We start from the raw sequence: 18047 nt of genomic DNA, 5'->3' as shown, positions 1-18047 counted from the left end.
TACATCCGTCTATACGCAAAACAGCGGATGCGCTCTGTAGTAGTATTTTTATACAGCGATATTAAAAAATACTCAGTAAAAGCAAAATAAGAGCCTGTAGAAACTGACTAAAGACCAGTAAATCGTCACTTTGTTAGCAAATCATCGGCCTTAACCTATGGCTCAGACGCGTTTGCCGGTATACTTTGCGGTTTTCCGATTAGCCGTATTTTATTAAGGGGTCCCGCCGCACTATGGATAAGACCTATCAGCCGCATGCCATTGAAAACACGTGGTATCAGACTTGGGAAAGCAACCAATATTTTGCGCCCCAAGGTTCTGGTGAGCCATACACCATTATGATTCCGCCGCCGAATGTCACCGGCAGCTTACATATGGGCCATGGGTTTAATAACGCCATTATGGATGCGCTGATTCGCTACCGCCGTATGCAAGGCCGCAACACTCTTTGGCAACCGGGCACTGACCACGCGGGCATCGCCACGCAAATGGTGGTTGAGCGCCAACTGGCTGCACAAGGTCAAGACCGCCATGATCTGGGCCGCGAAGCATTCTTGAAGAAAGTCTGGGAGTGGAAAGAAGAGTCCGGCGACACCATCACTCAGCAAATTCGCCGCCTGGGCAGCTCGGTGGATTGGTCGCGCGAGCGCTTCACCATGGATGACGGCATGTCAGCTGCGGTGCAGGAAGCCTTTGTCCGTTTGCATGAAGATGGCTTAATTTACCGCGGTAAACGTCTGGTCAATTGGGATCCGAAATTCCATACTGCGATTTCTGATCTTGAAGTGGAAAACCACGACGAAAAAGGTCATTTGTGGAATCTGCGTTACCCGCTGGCCGACGGTGCGAAAACGGCTGAAGGCAAAGACTTCCTCGTGGTTGCCACCACGCGCCCTGAAACCATGCTCGGTGACAGCGCCGTTGCGGTGCATCCTGAAGATGAGCGCTATAAAGCCCTGATCGGCTCTTTTATTGATTTGCCGTTAGTTGGCCGCCGCATTCCGATTGTCGCCGATGACTACTGTGACCCTGAGTTTGGTACTGGGTGTGTAAAAATCACCCCAGCGCACGACTTCAATGACTATGAAGTGGGCAAGCGCCACAACCTACCGCTGATTAATATTCTAGACCAAGATGCAGCGATTTTAGCAAAAGCACAGGTGTTCAATACTGACGGCACGGTGAACAACACTTTTGACAACAGCCTGCCCGCAGAGTTTGCCGGTCTTGACCGTTTTGCAGCACGTCAGCAAATTGTCGATGCGCTCAAGGCTTTAGATTTATTGGTCAGTATCGACGATCACGCGTTAAAAACGCCGCGCGGCGACCGCTCCGGTGCAGTCATCGAGCCATGGCTGACTGACCAGTGGTATGTCTCAACTAAACCATTAGCAGAGCCTGCGATTGCTGCGGTAGAAGATGGCCGTATTCAGTTTGTACCCAAACAATACGAAAATATGTATTTCAGTTGGATGCGTGACATTCAAGACTGGTGCATCAGCCGCCAACTCTGGTGGGGCCATCGTATTCCTGCGTGGTATGACGATGCCGGTAATGTTTACGTGGGCCGTAACGAAGCAGAAGTACGCAGCAAGCACAACCTTGGCGAGATTAATCTGCGCCAAGACAATGACGTGCTCGACACCTGGTTCAGCTCAGGCCTGTGGACCTTTTCAACCTTGGGTTGGCCAGAGCAAACCGACTTTTTGAAAACCTTCCACCCCACTGATGTGTTGGTGACCGGTTTTGATATTATTTTCTTCTGGGTGGCGCGCATGATCATGCTGACCATGCACCTGCTCAAAAATGAAGATGGCACACCACAGATTCCATTTAAAACCGTGTATGTGCATGGCCTCGTGCGTGATAGCCAAGGCCATAAAATGTCTAAATCCAAGGGTAACGTATTGGATCCTTTGGATATTATTGACGGCATTGATCTTGAAACACTGGTGGAAAAGCGCACCAGTGGCATGATGCAGCCACAAATGGCCAAAGCCATTGAAAAACAAACCCGAGAAGAGTTTGCCGACGGCATTTCCAGTTACGGCACCGACGCCCTGCGCTTCACTTTCCTCTCGCTAGCGTCCACCGGCCGTGATGTGAAGTTTGATATGGGCCGCGTTGAAGGCTACCGCAACTTCTGTAATAAAATCTGGAATGCGGCGCGCTACGTGATGATGCAGTGTGAAGAGCAAGATTGCGGCCTAGATGACCAAGCGGTTGAGCTGACCGTTGCCGATCGCTGGATCATTTCGCAGTTGCAGCGCACTGAAGCTGAAGTGGCACGACAACTGGACAACTTTCGTTTCGATCTAGCCGCGCAAGCGCTGTATGAATTTATCTGGAACCAATATTGCGACTGGTACTTAGAATTATCTAAGCCAGTACTGTGGGACAAAGAAGCACCCATCGAGCGCACCCGTGGCACGCGCCGCACCTTGGTACGCGTACTGGAAGCAGCGCTACGCTTAGCCCACCCGTTCATGCCATTTATCACTGAAGAAATTTGGCAGCGTATCGCACCAATGGCAGGCAAAAGCGGTGACACCATTATGCTGCAGCCCTTCCCTGCGACAGCCAGTGACTTCATCGATGCACAAGCTGAAGGCGATATCGAATGGTTAAAAGAGCTGATGCTGGCGCTGCGTACTATCCGCGCTGAAATGAATATTAGCCCCGGCACACCGATTCCCCTGTATTTGGGCAACAGCTCTACTGAAGACTTACGTCGTTTAGAGGTTAATAGCGTTACTCTAAACAAACTGGCGAAACTTGAGTCGGTGACTTTATTAGCAGCTGACCAACAAGCACCGATGTCAGCCACCGCATTGGTTGGCGAAATGCAAGTATTGGTGCCTATGGCAGGTCTAATTGACACCAAAGCTGAACTGGCGCGCCTAGACAAAGAGATGCAACGCCTCAACGGTGAAATCAAGCGCGTCTCGGGCAAATTAGCCAATCAAGGTTTTGTTGCTAAAGCGCCAGCCGATGTAATTGAAAAAGAGCGTGCTAAGCAAGCTGACTTCGAGCAAGCTTTAGCCCGTTTGACTGAACAACATACGCGTATTGCCAGCTTACAATAAGCTGATTTACACCTATACAAGAACAGGGGCTTAGCTGGCATACTGCCACTACCCCCACAAGAGGCATGAAAACATGACTACGTTATCAAAAAAAGCGTTGCTCACTCTCAGTGCACTAACCCTTTCGATGAGCGCTTCATTTGGCGCCTTGGCAGACACTGTCAAATCTGTTGCGGTCACTGCAATTGTTGAACACCCTGCTCTCGATTCAGTACGCGACGGTGTGCTGGACGCGTTAAACGAAGCCGGCTACAGCGAAGGTAAAAACCTTAAATGGCAATACCAAAGCGCACAAGGCAACACCGGTACTGCGGCGCAAATCGCACGTAAATTTATTGGTGACCAGCCTGATGCTATCGTTGCGATTGCCACGCCATCGGCACAAGCCGCTGTCGCAGGAACTAAGCGCATCCCAATTGTTTTCTCAGCTGTGACTGACCCTGTAGAAGGCCAATTAACGCCAAGCTGGGAAGCCAGCGGCACTAATGTGACTGGCGTGTCTGACGTTCTCGAGCTGAGCAAGCAAATGGAACTGGTTAAGCAAGTCGTGCCCAATGCTACACGTATCGGTATGGTATTTAACCCAGGCGAAGCCAACTCGGTTGCTGTGGTTACTGCCTTGAAAGAAATTTTACCGCAATACAACCTGACCTTGGTTGAAGCCGCCGCACCACGTTCTGTTGACGTAGGCACTGCAGCGCGCAGCTTAGTGGGCAAAGTTGATGTGATTTACACCAACACGGATAACAACGTGGTATCTGCCTACGAGGCTTTGGTGAAAGTCGGTAACGACATGAAAATTCCATTGATCGCTTCTGACACTGATAGCGTAAAGCGTGGCGCAATTGCGGCGCTGGGCGTAAATTACCGCGACTTGGGCCAACAAACGGGTCGTATTGTGGTACGTATCTTAGAGGGTGAGAATCCTGGCGATATCAAGCCGCAAACCAGTGAAAATGTTCAGTTGTTTGTCAATCTAGCAGCTGCTGAAAAGCAAGGTGTGACTTTGTCACAGGCGTTGATTGATAACGCAGCTGAAGTCATTCGCTAACACTTTGTCGCGCCCCGGGTACTGCATGGTACTCGGGGTATTTTTATTTAGCTTTCGGTCAACCTGCCCATGTCCCTGTTTTCAATGTTTGGTGCGCTTGAGATCGGTTTGATCTTTAGTTTAGTGGCACTCGGGGTGTTTATCTCCTTCCGCTTGTTACGTTTTCCTGATCTCACTGTTGATGGCAGCTTCCCTTTGGGTGGCGCGGTTGGCGCTTTATGTATTTCTAATGGTATGGACCCTTTTCTTGCCACGGCATTAGCTGCGTTAGCCGGTGCCGGCGCTGGGATCATCACTGCTATTTTAAATGTGCATTTAAAAATCATGGATCTGCTGGCCAGCATCTTGATGATGATTGCCCTGTATTCCATCAATCTGCGCATTATGGGCAAGCCCAATATTCCATTAATTATGGAGCCAACCCTCTTCACCATACTCGAGCCGAGCTGGCTGGTTGACTACATTGCTCGCCCTGCTATTTTAGTTCTGATCGTGTTGTTCGCTAAATTAGCGCTAGATGCCTATTTCTCTACCCGCCAAGGCTTGGCCATTCGCGCCACGGGTTCTAACCCCCGTATGGCTCGCGCACAAGGCGTGAATACCGGCGCAATGATTATTTTGGGTATGGCTATCTCAAACGGCTTAGTTGGTTTAGCCGGCGCGCTGTTTGCGCAAAGCCAAGGCGGTGCCGATATTTCCATGGGCATCGGTACCATTGTGATTGGCTTAGCGGCGGTGATTGTTGGCGAAAGTATTCTGCCATCGCGCAAACTGTTCTTAGTCACTCTGGCTGTTATTTTAGGTGCGATTGTTTACCGCTTCTTTATTGCTCTAGCCCTCAACAGCGACTTTATCGGCCTAGAAGCGCAAGATCTCAACCTAGTCACTGCGCTTTTAGTCACCTTTGCCTTGGTGATTCCACTGATCAAACAGCGTTTCTCACGCCGCAAGAGGGTTTAAGATGCTTAAAGCAAATGATTTACACATCACCTTTAACCCTGACACACCAATTGAAACACGTGCACTGTGTGGAATGTCACTGCAAATCCCGTCTGGACAATTTGTTACGGTCATTGGCACCAATGGCGCGGGTAAATCGACTTTCTTAAATGCGATTTCAGGTGATTTAAGCGTCGATAGCGGCTCTATTTTAATTGATGACAACGATGTTACCGAACTGCCGGTATGGGAGCGCGCCAAGCAAGTCGCACGGGTTTTTCAAGACCCTATGGCCGGTACCTGTGAAGACTTAACCATCGAAGAAAATATGTCATTGGCCGAACAGCGCGGACAACGCCGCGGGCTCAGCCGTGCAATTAAAGTGTCTTTGCGCGAGGAGTTTCGAGAGCATTTAGCCACTTTAGGTTTAGGTCTAGAAAACCGCTTACATGACCGCATTGGTTTATTGTCCGGCGGTCAACGCCAAGCAGTAAGTCTGCTAATGGCAGCACTGCGTCCATCACAAATTCTGCTCCTTGATGAGCACACTGCCGCGCTCGATCCGCGCACAGCGGACTTTGTCTTGCAGCTGACTCAGCGCATTGTCAAAGAAAAACAACTGACCACTATGATGGTGACCCACAGCATGCGCCAAGCACTGGATGTGGGCGATCGCACTATCATGCTGCACCAAGGGCAAGTGGTTCTGGATGTCAGTGGCGACAAGCGTAAAGGGTTAGACGTGCCCGACTTGCTCGCAATGTTTGAACAAGTACGCGGCGAAAAGCTGGCCGACGACGCTTTACTGCTCAGCTAATATGAACCTGCAATTGGGCTGGGTGCTGCTGCTTCTGCTGTTTGCCGTAGCCTTATTTGTGCGCAATAAACCGCGCATGGATGTTGTCGCTTTGCTGATGATTGTCGCCCTGCCGCTGACCGGTGTGCTTAGCGTACAAGAAACCCTAGCCGGCTTTAGTGATCCCAGCGTGGTGGTGATCGCGGCACTCTTTGTCATTGGTGAGGGTTTGGTACGTACTGGAATTGCCTATCAACTGGGTGAGCGCCTGATGCACCGCGCTGGCAGCAGTGAAACCCGCCTGATTGTCCTGCTGATGCTCACTGTTGCTGGGCTTGGCTCAGTGATGAGTTCTACTGGCGTAGTGGCTATCTTCATTCCCGTGGTATTAAGCATTGCCGCACGTCTAAAGATTTCACCCAGCCGTTTAATGATGCCACTCAGTTTTGCTGGCTTAATCAGCGGCATGCTCACTCTAGTCGCCACCCCGCCCAACATGATCGTGCACAGTGAGTTGGTGCGTGCAGGTTATGCCGGCTTTAGTTTTTTTACTTTTGCTCCGATTGGTTTAACTGTTTTAGTGCTGGGCATTTTCTATATGTTGGCCACCCGTCGCTGGCTGGCGAGCGCGGATAGCAAAAAAACAGCCGGCGAGGCGCGTCACAACATTGCTGATCTGGTTCGAGAGTATCGGCTTGCAGGTCGTGAGAGGCGTCTGCGGGTTCGCCCCAACTCAACGCTAGTAGGCCAAACTTTAAACGAACTACAATTGCGCCAGCAGTACGGCATTAATGTGATTGCCGTAGAACGCCAGCGACGCTTTCGTATCTCATTATTGGGCGCAACCGGCAGCACCGAGCTACTCAGCGGTGATGTGCTACTGGTTGATTTAGTCAGCCCCACCATTGACCTGCTCAACTCCTATTATGAGCTGGGCGTTGAACCGGTCACAATGCAAAGCAGTTATTTTAGTGATCACCAGCGCGAGCTCGGCATGGCCGAAGTGATGCTGCCCCCAGACTCGCGCCTCGCAGGCAAGACCATCCAGGAGCTGGGTTTTCGCAGCCACCGCAAGCTTAATGTGATGGGTCTGCGCCGCAACCAGCAAGCACTAGACGGGTTGCTGGTGGATGAAAAGCTCAAAGCCGGTGACACCTTGCTGGTGGCTGGTAACTGGAAGCACATTCGTAACCTACAAGGTCACAGTCGAGATTTTCTGGTATTGAGTTTGCCTGCAGAAGTGGATGATGTGGCGCCCGCCCTAAGCCAAGCGCCACATGCTTTATTTAGTCTCGCGGTGATGATTATCTTGATGGTAACGGGTATCGTGCCTAACGTTTTAGCAGTGCTTATTGGCTGTTTGCTGATGGGTGCTTTTCGTTGCATTGATATGGATAGCGCCTACCGTTCAATTCATTGGCAGAGCATTGTGTTAATTGTCGGCATGCTGCCTTTTGCTCTTGCTTTGCAAAAAACCGGCGGTATTGACTTAGCAGTCAACGGTTTACTCGGTTTATTTGGCAATGCTGGGCCACGTATGATCTTAGCGATTCTTTTCGTAGCCACCGCAGTCATAGGCCTGTTTATCTCTAACACCGCCACCGCTGTGTTAATGGCCCCTGTCGCCATTGCCAGCGCACAAGCAATGCAGGCGTCTGCGGCCCCTTTTGCGATGATCGTCGCTTTAGCAGCCTCAGCCGCCTTTATGACACCCATCTCCTCGCCGGTAAACACGTTGATCCTCGGCCCCGGTCAATACTGTTTCAGTGATTTTGTACGTATTGGTGTGCCTTTCACCGTTCTGGTGATGCTCACTAGCGTTATCCTTGTGCCTATACTGTTTCCGCTTTAATTGTATTTTCTGTGCATGTTGCAGCGTGCAGGTGTTGTTCTTCCCTTAACACGCCTTCCTGGCGTGATGCGGGCGCTACGCCACCCCTGGCTTCGCTCGCCACAACACCCGCACACTGCAGTTGATCATTGATGTTGTTTTCTAGTCTGTAGCATGACTCTTTTAAAGCAGAAGCATTGATCAACGCTAGGGTTTGCTCATCTTCTAAAAAGCTCAGCTAACACGTAACATGGTGCTCTTTACAAAGCTGATACTTAAACTCGAAGCATTCAGAATCAGACGAGCCTTATATCAACGGTAATAACTACGCCGCTGATCAACGAGTACTTCGGGGTTGGTGTGACAAGCGAACCAGGGATGGTGAGCGCCGGAGCTGAACCCAGGATGGGTTCATCGACGGAAAAACACTTACCCTGAAGTACGCTATGCCACGCAATGACCAGTACACCCCTAGCAAAAAGTCTTTTGAATAATTTACGCCTGCCGCAACCAATACCAAAGCAATAATATTTAGCAACCAAACAGAAAATAAAATCTAGGCATAAAAAAACGGCAGACCGTCTACACAGCCTGCCGCTCACAAAAATACAAAACCAAAACCTATTAAGCCCGCGGTAACGTCACCCCACGCTGGCCTTGATACTTACCATCACGATCCTTATATGACACTTCACATTCTTCATCTGACTCAAAGAACAACATCTGCGCCACACCTTCATTGGCGTAAATTTTCGCCGGCAAGGTTGTGGTATTAGAAAACTCAAGCGTCACATGACCTTCCCACTCTGGCTCAAGCGGCGTCACGTTGACGATGATTCCACAGCGTGCATAGGTACTTTTACCCAAGCAAATCGTTAACACATTACGTGGAATCCGGAAAAACTCCACCGTACGCGCCAGCGCAAAAGAGTTCGGCGGAATAATACACACCGGCCCCTTCACATCGACAAAACTCTTTTCATCAAAGTTTTTAGGATCAACCGTCACCGAGTGCAAATTGGTAAACACCTTGAACTCATCAGCACAACGCACATCATAACCATAACTAGAAACACCATACGAAATCAGACGCTCCTCGCCCTCCGTACGCACTTGGCGCTCGACAAAAGGCTCAATCATGCCGTGCTCTTGCGCCATACGGCGAATCCACTTATCAGGTTTTATGCTCATACGATCCTTCCTAAATACTGGCTATTATGACCAAAAAAATTTGCCAACAGTTTACCTGTAACAGCCAATAGATAACACACTAAACAATCGTCATAAAACTCAACAACAAAAATCAGAGACAAAAATACAAAGCCTAGCTTTTAGAGATATTTTAAAATAATGCTGGCACTTCAGAAAAAAAGTGGTACATTACATCGCACTGCTGCTGCATGTGTAACCGTGAATCAATATATGTTTAGATCTCGATCCAATCATTGCTACGACTCCTGTAACTCCTTGCGCTCAGTATCACCTTGGGCTCAGCCCAAGTATAATTTTACTTCGTACAAGGAGACATACAATGTCTAATCGCCAAACTGGTGTAGTTAAATGGTTTAACGATGAAAAAGGCTTCGGCTTCATCACTCCACAATCAGGTGACGATCTTTTCGTTCACTTCCGCGCTATCCAAAGCGACGGTTTCAAAAGCCTGAAAGAAGGCCAGACTGTATCTTTCGTAGCTGCTCGCGGCCAGAAAGGTATGCAAGCTGAAGAAGTACAAGTTGTTTCTTAATTTGTGCATCTGAAAAAACCCGCTTCGGCGGGTTTTTTTATGCCTATAGAATTATAAACCCAACCTTACCCCGCAACTCACCACACCCCGTCTACGCATAACCTCCTCTCCATTAAAGCTACGCAAGCCCACCCAGTATTTAACCTCTCGCCAATACAAGCCATAAAAGCATTAAACACAATAGGCGCGTGCCGTGCCGCATTAGTGCCGCTCTTCCCTCAATGCGCCTTCCTGGCGCAATTCAGGCCCTACACCATCCCTGGCTACGCTTGCCACGTCACTAACACGGCACTCGTTGATCAATGATGTTGTTAGCAGTTTTGTTGTGCGTCTCTTTAAAAGCCACATCACCCACACACCATTCAGAAAACATTGCTATGGACTGCAAGCCTGATCTATGTCGCTCTAAAACGAGTCAAGCTACATTGTTGCAAACAGTACATAGGTTCAAAGCGTGCTTCGGTGTTGCTGTGACGAGCGAGCCAAGGATGGCGAAGCGCCGGAGTTGAACCCTGGATGGGTTCATCAACGGACAAACAGCAATAGCGAAGCACAGCCAACGCACATTATCTAGTCCAACCAGCGCACACATACAAGACACTGCCAGTACAAACTCACAGCGTTAACTAGCAAACCACACTGTTGTGAAAAAAATAAAAACACCCACATCACACTGGATCATTACGCCGCAACAATTCTTCCGGCCAATGCACAATATACTCATCCTCCGGCGGTGGCAGCTGCAAGTGATAGCCTTGCGAATCAAGGTTACTCAGCACTTGGCTAATATCTTCACGAACCAATCTACGCTCAGGCGTCAGCACCAAATCAAATGCACGCTTAGGCGTTCCGAACAGCTCAAGCAAAGGGGCTGGCACACGTTTTAGCGCATCTGCACGCAACACGTACAGATACATGCCTGCTTTTTTAGAACTATGATAAACCGAACAAATTCGTTTCACTGTACATCCTCTAAGCACGCCAACAATGCATCACCCATCAACTCACGCCGCCACCCTCGCAAACTCTCTGGCAAAGAATAAGGCCCCGATGGATACCCAGTACGCAACAACGCTTCTAGTTTCTTTTTGCGCAACATCAATTCAGGTGCAATATCCAGCTCATGCCCCATTTCAAAACCCACCTTACGCAAACGCTTTAACACTTTGCTTGCCTCAATTGGCAGAGGCTCAGGCAACGCGGCCGGCCAAGCTGATTCAGGCAGGGCTTTAACCTTCTTAATAATGCCTAATAAAGTTGCACCCTCTTTACGCAAAATTCGTGGATGCATATCTTCAAGCTCAGCCAAATGCGTCATATCTGCTGGCTGCTCATGCGCCAATGCCCACAGCGTACTTTCTCTAACAATTCGATTACGCGGCACATCACGCAAGCGTGCTTGCTGCTCACGCCATGCGGCCAACTCCCGCAAAGCCGCTAATTGTTGCGGCGCCAACTTCCACGCCTGCTTAATGCCACGCCAAAGATCAAAAGGGTCAGTCTCTTCAGTATAATCGGCTACTAAAAACGCACCATCCTCAAGCACCCACGCATACTTTTGTTCAGTCAACTGCTCTTCTAAAGCACGATACACATCAACCAAGTACTCAGTATCTTGCGCTGCGTAAAGTACCTGCAACTCACTTAACGGACGTTGCAACCAATCCGAACGCGTCTCCCCTTTAGGCAGCTCAATATTCAATACATGCTGCACCAAACGCGAGTAGCCCATAGAAAAACCAATATTTAAATAACCTGCTGCCACCTGAGTATCAAACATCGGCTTAGGCAGCACGCCGATTAAACGCGAAAATACCTCAAGATCTTCACCACAGGCATGCAATACCTTCACGACCTTTTGATTACGAAGAACCTGCGCTAAAGGCTGCCAATTAGAAATCAATAACGGATCAAGTAAATAGGTGCCTTCACCATCACTCACTTGCAACAACCCAGCAATCGGGTAGAAGGTATCAACACGAATAAATTCAGTATCTAACGCAATAAATGCTAGTGTATTCCAGTACTTACAGCGCTCTGCTAACTCAGCATCGTTGCTGATCCAATTCATCTGTATAGTCACCAGGTCACTCCTTAAAATTCTTGTACAGTATACAAGTCTATGCGTTGCTTAAACACAGCAGCTGCTAAAGCAAGCTGTATTACCACTAAGATACTGTTGCACCACCCTGTTTGGACGGTACACTTAAATCTTTAACTCAATACTGGGGTGGCTCTTGATCAAACTGTTACTGGTTGATGACCATGATTTAGTGCGTACCGCTATTGCTCGGATGCTCGGCGACATCAGTGATTTGCATGTTGTAGGGCAAGCCAGCAGTGGCGAACAAGCCTATAACATGGTCGGTGAGCTGAGCCCTCATGTGGTTGTGATGGATATTCGTATGCCAGGTATCGGTGGATTAGAAGCAACCCGCAAAATCAAACAACGTTTTCCCGAGGTAAACATTCTGGCCTTATCTGCATGCGAAGATGAGCCTTTCCCCACCCGTTTATTACAAGCTGGAGCCAGCGGTTACTTGACTAAAGGCGCTTGCATTGATGAAACAGTACAAGCGATTCGCCAGATTGCCGCCGGAAAACATTACCTAAGCCCAAGCATAGCTCAGCAGATGGCACTAAAATCTTTCGATATCAATCAGCAAAGCTGCCCATTTGAGCAGTTATCTAAACGAGAAATGCAAATTTCTTTAATGATTGCTAGCGGACAGAAAACCCAACTGATATCTGACCTGCTATGTGTCTCACCGAAAACAGTCAATACTTACCGCTACCGTATTTTTGAAAAACTAAATATTGAAAACGATGTTGAACTAGCCTTGCTCGCCGTGCGCCATAACCTTGTTGAAAACTCAACGATATAAGCTCGACCAATGACCACTCCACTCTTTGATGCCTCAGCCTTTTTGCGTTCATGCACCCAGCATCCAGGGGTGTATCGGATGTTTTCCGCTGAGCAACAATTGCTTTATATTGGCAAAGCTAAAAACCTTAAGAACAGGCTCAGTAGCTATTTTAAAAGCACGATCAACGCACCAAAAACAGCAGCTTTGGTTGCAAAAATCGCCAGCATTGAGCTGACCGTCACTGCCAACGAAACTGAAGCTCTGTTGCTTGAACAAACACTGATTAAGCAATGGCGTCCACCTTACAATATTTTGTTGCGTGACGACAAAAGCTATCCCTATGTGCTGCTCTCAGACAACAGCTTCCCACGCTTAGGCATGCATCGCGGCAGCAAGAAACACAATGGCCGCTATTTCGGCCCCTACCCTAGCGCAGGCGCCATTAAAGAAAGCCTGAGCGTGCTACAAAAAGCTTTTAAAGTGCGCCAGTGCGAAGACAGCTTTTATAACAACCGCAGCCGACCCTGCTTGCAATATCAAATCAAACGTTGCAAAGCGCCTTGCGTTGGCTTGGTTGAGCATGATGAGTACGCAGAAGATGTGCGCCACTCGGTGATGTTTTTAGAAGGCCGTAGCAATGCATTAACCGATGAACTGACGCAAAGCATGGAGCAAGCAGCGCAAGCCTTAGATTTTGAAAAAGCAGCCTCTATTCGCGATCAAATTGCTTTATTACGCCGCGTCCAAGACCAACAAAGCATGGAAGGTGGGCACGGTAATGTTGATATCATTGCTGCCAACGTCAGCCCTGGTGGCGCTAGCGTGCATGTCATCAGCGTGCGTGATGGGCGCGTGCTCGGCAGTAATAATTTTTTCCCGCAGGTGGCCATCGAAGAAGATAGCGCCGATGTCTTAGCAGCTTTTACTGCACAATATTATTTAAGCCACAAGGATCGCGACTTTCCTGACGAACTGATCGTCACCAGCGAGCACTCTGACTGGCCAGCTATCGCCGCAGCCATTGCCCAACAATGCGGCAAAAACATCAACATTCGCTACCGTGTACGCGGCACTCGCGCCCGCTGGCAGCAATTAGCCATGACCAACGCCGAGCAAGCACTGCTGGCACGCTTAGCCAATCGCACACAAATGACCGCACGCTTTACTGCTTTAGCCAAAGCACTGGACCTAGCTGAAGCACCAGAACACCTTGAATGTTTTGATATCAGCCACTCCAGCGGCGAGGCAACAGTGGCCTCCTGTGTAGTATTTGGTCCAGAAGGTCCGCGTAAATCAGACTACCGCACCTATAATATTGAAGGTGTCACCGCCGGTGATGACTACGCTGCAATGCGCCAAGTCCTGCACCGCCGCCTCAGCAGCGCACTGGAAAACAATGGCAAACTACCCGACGTTCTTTTAGTCGATGGCGGCAAGGGGCAGCTCAATATGGCGCGCGAAGTGTTTGCAGAACTAAACATAAGCCAAATTTTATTGCTTGGCGTTGCTAAAGGCGTCACCCGCAAGGCGGGCTTTGAAACCCTGTACATCAATGACACTGCCACCGAGCTGAATCTACCTGAGCACTCGCCTGCCCTGCATTTAATTCAACAAATCCGTGATGAGGCGCACCGTTTTGCTATTACAGGTCACCGTGCTCGGCGTGGCAAAACTCGGCGCACTTCAGTTCTCGAAGGTATAGCAGGGGTCGGCCCCAAACGTCGCCGTGAACTGCTAAAATACTTCGGCGGACTGCAAGAATTATCACGCGCCAGTGTAGAAGAAATCGCTAAAACACCCGGAATCAGCAAAACTCTGGCCGAGTCCATATATAGTGCGCTCCACAATGCGTAAACTACTCTTTCATTCTTTGCCAAGAAAAGAATTATTTAATGAACATTCCAAATATTATAACTGTCATGCGCGTCGCGCTTATCCCCGTGTTTATTGTCTTGTTTTGGCTGCCATTTTCTTGGAGTTATTGGGCAGCCAGCGCGGTATTTGCTTTCGCCAGCTTAACGGATTGGCTTGATGGTTATTTAGCCAGACGTCTCAACCAAAGCACGCCTTTTGGTGCGTTTCTTGACCCAGTCGCCGACAAACTGATAGTCGCGGTGGCCTTAGTCTTGCTGGTAGCTGAGCACAACAATATATGGCTCACTCTGCCGGCCATTATTATTATCTGTCGCGAAATTATGGTATCAGCCTTACGTGAATGGATGGCTGAGATCGGTGAGCGCGCACAAGTTGCAGTGTCTAGTATTGGCAAATGGAAAACTGCAGCGCAAATGGTCGCGTTAATTATTTTATTGGCAAACCCGCCGGCGTTTAATGGCTGGGTTATCGGCGGCTATATTTTATTAACCCTTTCTGCAGTACTCACACTGTGGTCAATGGTCCAATACCTACTGGCAGCAAAACCTCATTTACATACCAATCAAACAGATGATTAACTTTTTTGTATTCAAGGGCTTGACTAAATATTCTGAAAGGCTAGAATAGCGCCCGTCACCAAGAGATTGCGGGAATAGCTCAGTTGGTAGAGCACGACCTTGCCAAGGTCGGGGTCGCGAGTTCGAGTCTCGTTTCCCGCTCCAGTTTGTTATCGAAGATGCCGCTTAGTGCGGCATTTTCGTTTAGGCCGAGTGGTAGAGTGGTTATGCAGCGGATTGCAAATCCGTGAACGCCGGTTCGATTCCGGCCTCGGCCTCCAATTTAAAAGCCCCTAGCAGCAATGCTTAGGGGTTTTTTTATATCTCCAAGAAAAAAGTCCTTCTGGTAAACGTGCACACTCTCTAGGTGCTAATACAGAACAGTACACAGCTCAGTCCGTCGCCCATTTATAACCGGCATCAGCATGTCAAATGCTTTGGCTGATATACGGGTTAGTCACAAGCCCAAAGTTGTCGAGCCTAAAACGCTGACCTTGCTCCACTGTAGATCACCCCTTTATCAGCGAAAAAAATCAACCAAACACACTGCCAACGCCTGCCCTAAAGTGCCGACCTTGCACCACTGTAGGTCACCCATTCATAGGCGACAAAATCAACCAAACACACGCCAACGTCAGCCCTGAAGTATCGACCTTGATCGCAGTTGTCGAGCGCACAGCAGCCTTGTACTCTCAAGCACATCAATCAGCTGAAATAAAAATCACGACTCAAAGCAATACGGTTACAGTAGGGTCGATAATTATTAATCGCCGATCAAAATAACCTAGTCGTCTATATGGAATTTATATCATGCGCCATTTACGCATCATCAGCTTAGTACTGCTAGCACTCGCACTAAGCGCCTGTCAGAGCTTTACAGCGAGCTCCGCTATCACTCAGCCCGCTCTGCGCTTACAAGGCAATCTCACCCACAATGGTGAAAACTGGTTATTGCAACCTTGCACAGTGCAAGAAAACTACACTTTAGAGCTCCCAACTGCACTCGATGATGAGTTTAAAAGTCTGCTAGCCGAATCACCTAACGGCTTGTTTGCAGACCTCAGCGGCCAACTGGACAACGAGCAAAAGCACTTTTCCGTCAGCCAACGTTACCGCGTACAAATTGAAGGCTATAACTGCAATGACCCCGATTTTGAACGGTTACTGCTTAGAGCCAGCGGCAACGAACCTTTTTGGTCAATCCTGCAAACGCCACGCGGTTTGATTTTCAACCAAATTGATCAACCCACTATTGCCCTGCCGTATATTGAAGAGCAGCTGCCCGATGGCCGTTTTCACATCAGCACCCAAGCCAACAATCAAAACCTACAACTGTGGATCACCCCGCAGCGCTGCACCGACAGTATGAGCGGTTCGATCTACCACTTAAATACCCAACTGCAATGGAATCAGCAAACCCTGCAAGGCTGCGCGGCTTTTGGCGCACTGCGCGACTAAACGCCCACAGCCTACTAAGCAGCGCCAAGGAGAATACCCATGCTAAGAATTGCTATAAATGGTTACGGACGAATTGGCCGCAATATATTGCGCACATTATTTGAGCGCGGACTGCACGACAAACTTCAAATTGTTGCAATCAATGATTTGGGTGATGCCAAAACTTTAGCGCACCTCACCCGCTTTGATTCTACATTTGGTCGTTTTGCGCATTCAGTGCAGCTGGATGGTGAAAGTTTACAGATTGGCAATCAATCGATTCGCCTGCTCAGTCAAGCCGATCCAGCTTTATTACCATGGCAAGAGCTGGGCGTTGATGTAGTGCTTGAATGCACCGGCAGAATGAAACAGCGGCAACAAGCCCAGCAGCACATCACAACAGGCGCGCGCCGTGTTCTTTTGGCGCACCCAATGGATGATGCTGACATAACTGTGGTGTATGGCGTCAACCATCAGCTACTGGATAACCAGCACATTATCTCTAATGCCTCCTGCACCACCAACTGCTTAGCGCCATTAGCAAAAGTGCTGCACGAAGGCGTAGGCATCCAGCACGGCATGATGACTACTGTGCACGCCTACACCAATGATCAAAACCTGCTTGATAAAAGCCACAAAGATTTGTATCGCGCCCGCGCCGCAGCCAGCTCGATCATCCCAACCAGTACCGGCGCAGCTAAAGCCATTGGCTTAGTGATTCCTGAACTTGCAGGCCGCTTAGATGGTATGGCTGTGCGTGTCCCCACACAAAACGTATCACTGGTTGACTTAAGCTTTATTGCCGAGCGCGATACCAGTCGTGAAGAAATCAATGACATTCTCAGCGCAGGCGCCACACTGCTTCCACAAGGAGTTATGGAGTGCAATGAGCAGCCCTTGGTCTCCTGCGATTTTAATGGCTATCCTGTTTCTTGCGTAGCCGACCTCACTCAAACCCGTGTGCAAGACAACTTTGTCAAAGTATTAGCTTGGTATGACAATGAGTGGGCTTTTGCTAATCGCATGCTTGATGTGCTCACCAGCTGGCGCGGTGTTTAGCAGTAACTAGAGTAGTTTTTTAAACACTGCGCACTGCAGCGCCAGGCCAGCAAGACCTAGCGCTGCAGAACAGCATAAAAGTTTTAAACGACAGTTTAATAATGTGGTGGCGGCTCGTTGGGTGTTTCATCAAACTGACTGTGCATATCATTTTGCCGCTGCGCTAATAGCTCAAGCTGCGTTTGCATGCGCGCTAACAGTCGCTGCTGCTCAACAATTACATCATTAAGCGCTTGGATGGTGTCATCTTGAAATGCCTGGCGCATCTCTAACTCAGCAATACGCGCATCTACATTCATAAGTCCACCTCAGTTTTTATTAAGTCAATCTGCGCAATAGCTGCGCGCATACGTGTACACATCTGCGATTTAGCATTTTCAGAATAAGGCTGCGCTGCTCCATTACCCCAAACTGGTGCAGGCCAAGCAGCATCCTCTTGCATGCGCACCACCACATGCATATGCAGTTGTTTAACAACATTACCTAACGTAGCGATATTCATTTTATCGGCCTGAAATTCGCTTTTTAGTACCCGCCCGACATCACTCGCTTCCTGCCACAATTGCTGTTGCTGCACTGCTGTCAACTCAAATACCTCAGAAACAGAAGCAATACGCGGCACTAAGATCAACCAAGGGTAGCGGCTGTCATTCATTAACAAAATACGACACAAGACACTATCAGCAATAACAACAGTGTCATTCTTTAACCGCTCATCTAAATCAAACATAGCTAAAAACTCCTTGCTGTCTTAAATCAATGCACAGCGTTATTCTTTGCGCCACTATAGATACTTATTCAATTC

At 48.9% G+C, this 18047-nt stretch carries 16 protein-coding genes and 2 tRNA genes; 13 read left to right on the top strand and 5 right to left on the bottom strand.

Going from position 1 to position 18047, the window contains the following annotated elements:
* Positions 1 to 233: 233 nt before the first annotated feature.
* From FXF61_RS03165 to FXF61_RS03145, 5 genes are all read left to right on the top strand, one after another.
* Entirely contained in the window at positions 234 to 3086 is a 2853-nt protein-coding gene (locus FXF61_RS03165) for a valine--tRNA ligase (protein WP_151183904.1), read from the top strand.
* Positions 3087 to 3159: 73 nt separating this feature from the next.
* On the top strand, positions 3160 to 4137 hold the full coding sequence (locus FXF61_RS03160; protein WP_256663485.1) for an ABC transporter substrate-binding protein: 978 nt from the start codon (positions 3160 to 3162) through the stop codon (positions 4135 to 4137).
* Between the two features lie 69 nt (positions 4138 to 4206).
* A complete protein-coding gene (locus FXF61_RS03155) occupies positions 4207 to 5097 on the top strand; it encodes an ABC transporter permease (RefSeq protein WP_151183903.1) in 891 nt (296 codons plus the stop codon).
* A gap of 1 nt (position 5098) precedes the next feature.
* Positions 5099 to 5893 (top strand): ABC transporter ATP-binding protein, encoded by a 795-nt coding sequence (locus tag FXF61_RS03150; protein WP_151183902.1) that lies wholly within the window; start codon positions 5099 to 5101, stop codon positions 5891 to 5893.
* Position 5894: 1 nt separating this feature from the next.
* The gene (locus FXF61_RS03145) at positions 5895 to 7724 is read left to right on the top strand and encodes an SLC13 family permease (RefSeq protein WP_151183901.1); all 1830 of its coding nucleotides are present in this window, start codon (positions 5895 to 5897) and stop codon (positions 7722 to 7724) included.
* A gap of 603 nt (positions 7725 to 8327) precedes the next feature.
* Here FXF61_RS03145 and dcd read toward each other — a convergent pair.
* Positions 8328 to 8894 carry a dCTP deaminase gene (dcd, locus tag FXF61_RS03140; RefSeq protein WP_151183900.1) on the bottom strand — a complete coding sequence of 189 codons (567 nt, stop codon included), beginning with the start codon at positions 8892 to 8894 and terminating at the stop codon, positions 8328 to 8330.
* A gap of 340 nt (positions 8895 to 9234) precedes the next feature.
* Between dcd and FXF61_RS03135 the strand changes: the two genes are divergently transcribed.
* Positions 9235 to 9447, top strand: coding sequence for a cold-shock protein (locus FXF61_RS03135; protein ID WP_151183899.1), 213 nt, complete (start codon positions 9235 to 9237; stop codon positions 9445 to 9447).
* Positions 9448 to 10115: 668 nt separating this feature from the next.
* Here the strand turns inward: FXF61_RS03135 and FXF61_RS03130 are convergent.
* Positions 10116 to 10409, bottom strand: coding sequence for a YcgL domain-containing protein (locus FXF61_RS03130; RefSeq protein WP_151183898.1), 294 nt, complete (start codon positions 10407 to 10409; stop codon positions 10116 to 10118).
* Positions 10406 to 11530 (bottom strand): ribonuclease D, encoded by a 1125-nt coding sequence (gene rnd, locus FXF61_RS03125; RefSeq protein ID WP_178087251.1) that lies wholly within the window; start codon positions 11528 to 11530, stop codon positions 10406 to 10408. The genes FXF61_RS03130 and rnd overlap by 4 nt, the downstream gene beginning before the upstream one ends.
* Positions 11531 to 11684: 154 nt before the next feature.
* Here rnd and FXF61_RS03120 point away from each other — a divergent pair, with 154 nt between their 5' ends.
* The 7 genes from FXF61_RS03120 to gap all read left to right on the top strand — a co-directional run bounded on the left by FXF61_RS03120 (position 11685) and on the right by gap (position 17242).
* Positions 11685 to 12332, top strand: a complete 648-nt coding sequence (locus FXF61_RS03120) for a response regulator (RefSeq protein ID WP_151183897.1) — start codon at positions 11685 to 11687, stop codon at positions 12330 to 12332.
* Positions 12333 to 12341: 9 nt separating this feature from the next.
* Entirely contained in the window at positions 12342 to 14168 is a 1827-nt protein-coding gene (uvrC, locus tag FXF61_RS03115) for an excinuclease ABC subunit UvrC (RefSeq protein WP_151183896.1), read from the top strand.
* A gap of 38 nt (positions 14169 to 14206) precedes the next feature.
* Positions 14207 to 14767, top strand: coding sequence for a CDP-diacylglycerol--glycerol-3-phosphate 3-phosphatidyltransferase (gene pgsA / locus FXF61_RS03110; protein WP_151183895.1), 561 nt, complete (start codon positions 14207 to 14209; stop codon positions 14765 to 14767).
* Positions 14768 to 14835: 68 nt separating this feature from the next.
* A tRNA-Gly gene (locus FXF61_RS03105) sits at positions 14836 to 14911 on the top strand.
* A 42-nt stretch (positions 14912 to 14953) separates the two neighbouring features.
* Positions 14954 to 15027: transfer RNA gene (locus FXF61_RS03100), tRNA-Cys, on the top strand.
* A gap of 529 nt (positions 15028 to 15556) precedes the next feature.
* Positions 15557 to 16204 carry a COG3650 family protein gene (locus FXF61_RS03095; protein ID WP_151183894.1) on the top strand — a complete coding sequence of 216 codons (648 nt, stop codon included), beginning with the start codon at positions 15557 to 15559 and terminating at the stop codon, positions 16202 to 16204.
* Between the two features lie 39 nt (positions 16205 to 16243).
* Positions 16244 to 17242, top strand: a complete 999-nt coding sequence (gene gap / locus FXF61_RS03090; RefSeq protein ID WP_151183893.1) for a type I glyceraldehyde-3-phosphate dehydrogenase — start codon at positions 16244 to 16246, stop codon at positions 17240 to 17242.
* Positions 17243 to 17337: 95 nt separating this feature from the next.
* On the opposite strand, the gene FXF61_RS03085 is transcribed toward gap, so the two are convergent.
* Positions 17338 to 17541 carry a SlyX family protein gene (locus tag FXF61_RS03085; protein ID WP_151183892.1) on the bottom strand — a complete coding sequence of 68 codons (204 nt, stop codon included), beginning with the start codon at positions 17539 to 17541 and terminating at the stop codon, positions 17338 to 17340.
* Entirely contained in the window at positions 17538 to 17972 is a 435-nt protein-coding gene (locus FXF61_RS03080; protein WP_151183891.1) for an HIT domain-containing protein, read from the bottom strand. Before FXF61_RS03080 ends, FXF61_RS03085 begins: the two co-directional genes overlap by 4 nt.
* Positions 17973 to 18047: the final 75 nt, after the last annotated feature.

This window comes from Pseudomonas sp. C27(2019), assembly GCF_008807395.1.
Taxonomy (GTDB): domain Bacteria; phylum Pseudomonadota; class Gammaproteobacteria; order Pseudomonadales; family Pseudomonadaceae; genus Denitrificimonas.
This window is presented reverse-complemented; position numbering and strand designations above follow the sequence as displayed.

What these genes read in the sequence shown, in the direction of transcription:
- FXF61_RS03155 (WP_151183903.1), top strand. Translation starts at nt 4,207, where the DNA reads ATGTCCCTGTTTTCAATGTTTGGTGCGCTTGAGATCGGTTTGATCTTT.
- FXF61_RS03080 (WP_151183891.1), bottom strand. Translation starts at nt 17,972, where the DNA reads ATGTTTGATTTAGATGAGCGGTTAAAGAATGACACTGTTGTTATTGCT.
- FXF61_RS03165 (WP_151183904.1), top strand. Translation starts at nt 234, where the DNA reads ATGGATAAGACCTATCAGCCGCATGCCATTGAAAACACGTGGTATCAG.
- FXF61_RS03145 (WP_151183901.1), top strand. Translation starts at nt 5,895, where the DNA reads ATGAACCTGCAATTGGGCTGGGTGCTGCTGCTTCTGCTGTTTGCCGTA.
- FXF61_RS03150 (WP_151183902.1), top strand. Translation starts at nt 5,099, where the DNA reads ATGCTTAAAGCAAATGATTTACACATCACCTTTAACCCTGACACACCA.
- gap (WP_151183893.1), top strand. Translation starts at nt 16,244, where the DNA reads ATGCTAAGAATTGCTATAAATGGTTACGGACGAATTGGCCGCAATATA.
- pgsA (WP_151183895.1), top strand. Translation starts at nt 14,207, where the DNA reads ATGAACATTCCAAATATTATAACTGTCATGCGCGTCGCGCTTATCCCC.
- FXF61_RS03135 (WP_151183899.1), top strand. Translation starts at nt 9,235, where the DNA reads ATGTCTAATCGCCAAACTGGTGTAGTTAAATGGTTTAACGATGAAAAA.
- FXF61_RS03095 (WP_151183894.1), top strand. Translation starts at nt 15,557, where the DNA reads ATGCGCCATTTACGCATCATCAGCTTAGTACTGCTAGCACTCGCACTA.
- uvrC (WP_151183896.1), top strand. Translation starts at nt 12,342, where the DNA reads ATGACCACTCCACTCTTTGATGCCTCAGCCTTTTTGCGTTCATGCACC.
- FXF61_RS03085 (WP_151183892.1), bottom strand. Translation starts at nt 17,541, where the DNA reads ATGAATGTAGATGCGCGTATTGCTGAGTTAGAGATGCGCCAGGCATTT.
- FXF61_RS03160 (WP_256663485.1), top strand. Translation starts at nt 3,160, where the DNA reads ATGACTACGTTATCAAAAAAAGCGTTGCTCACTCTCAGTGCACTAACC.
- dcd (WP_151183900.1), bottom strand. Translation starts at nt 8,894, where the DNA reads ATGAGCATAAAACCTGATAAGTGGATTCGCCGTATGGCGCAAGAGCAC.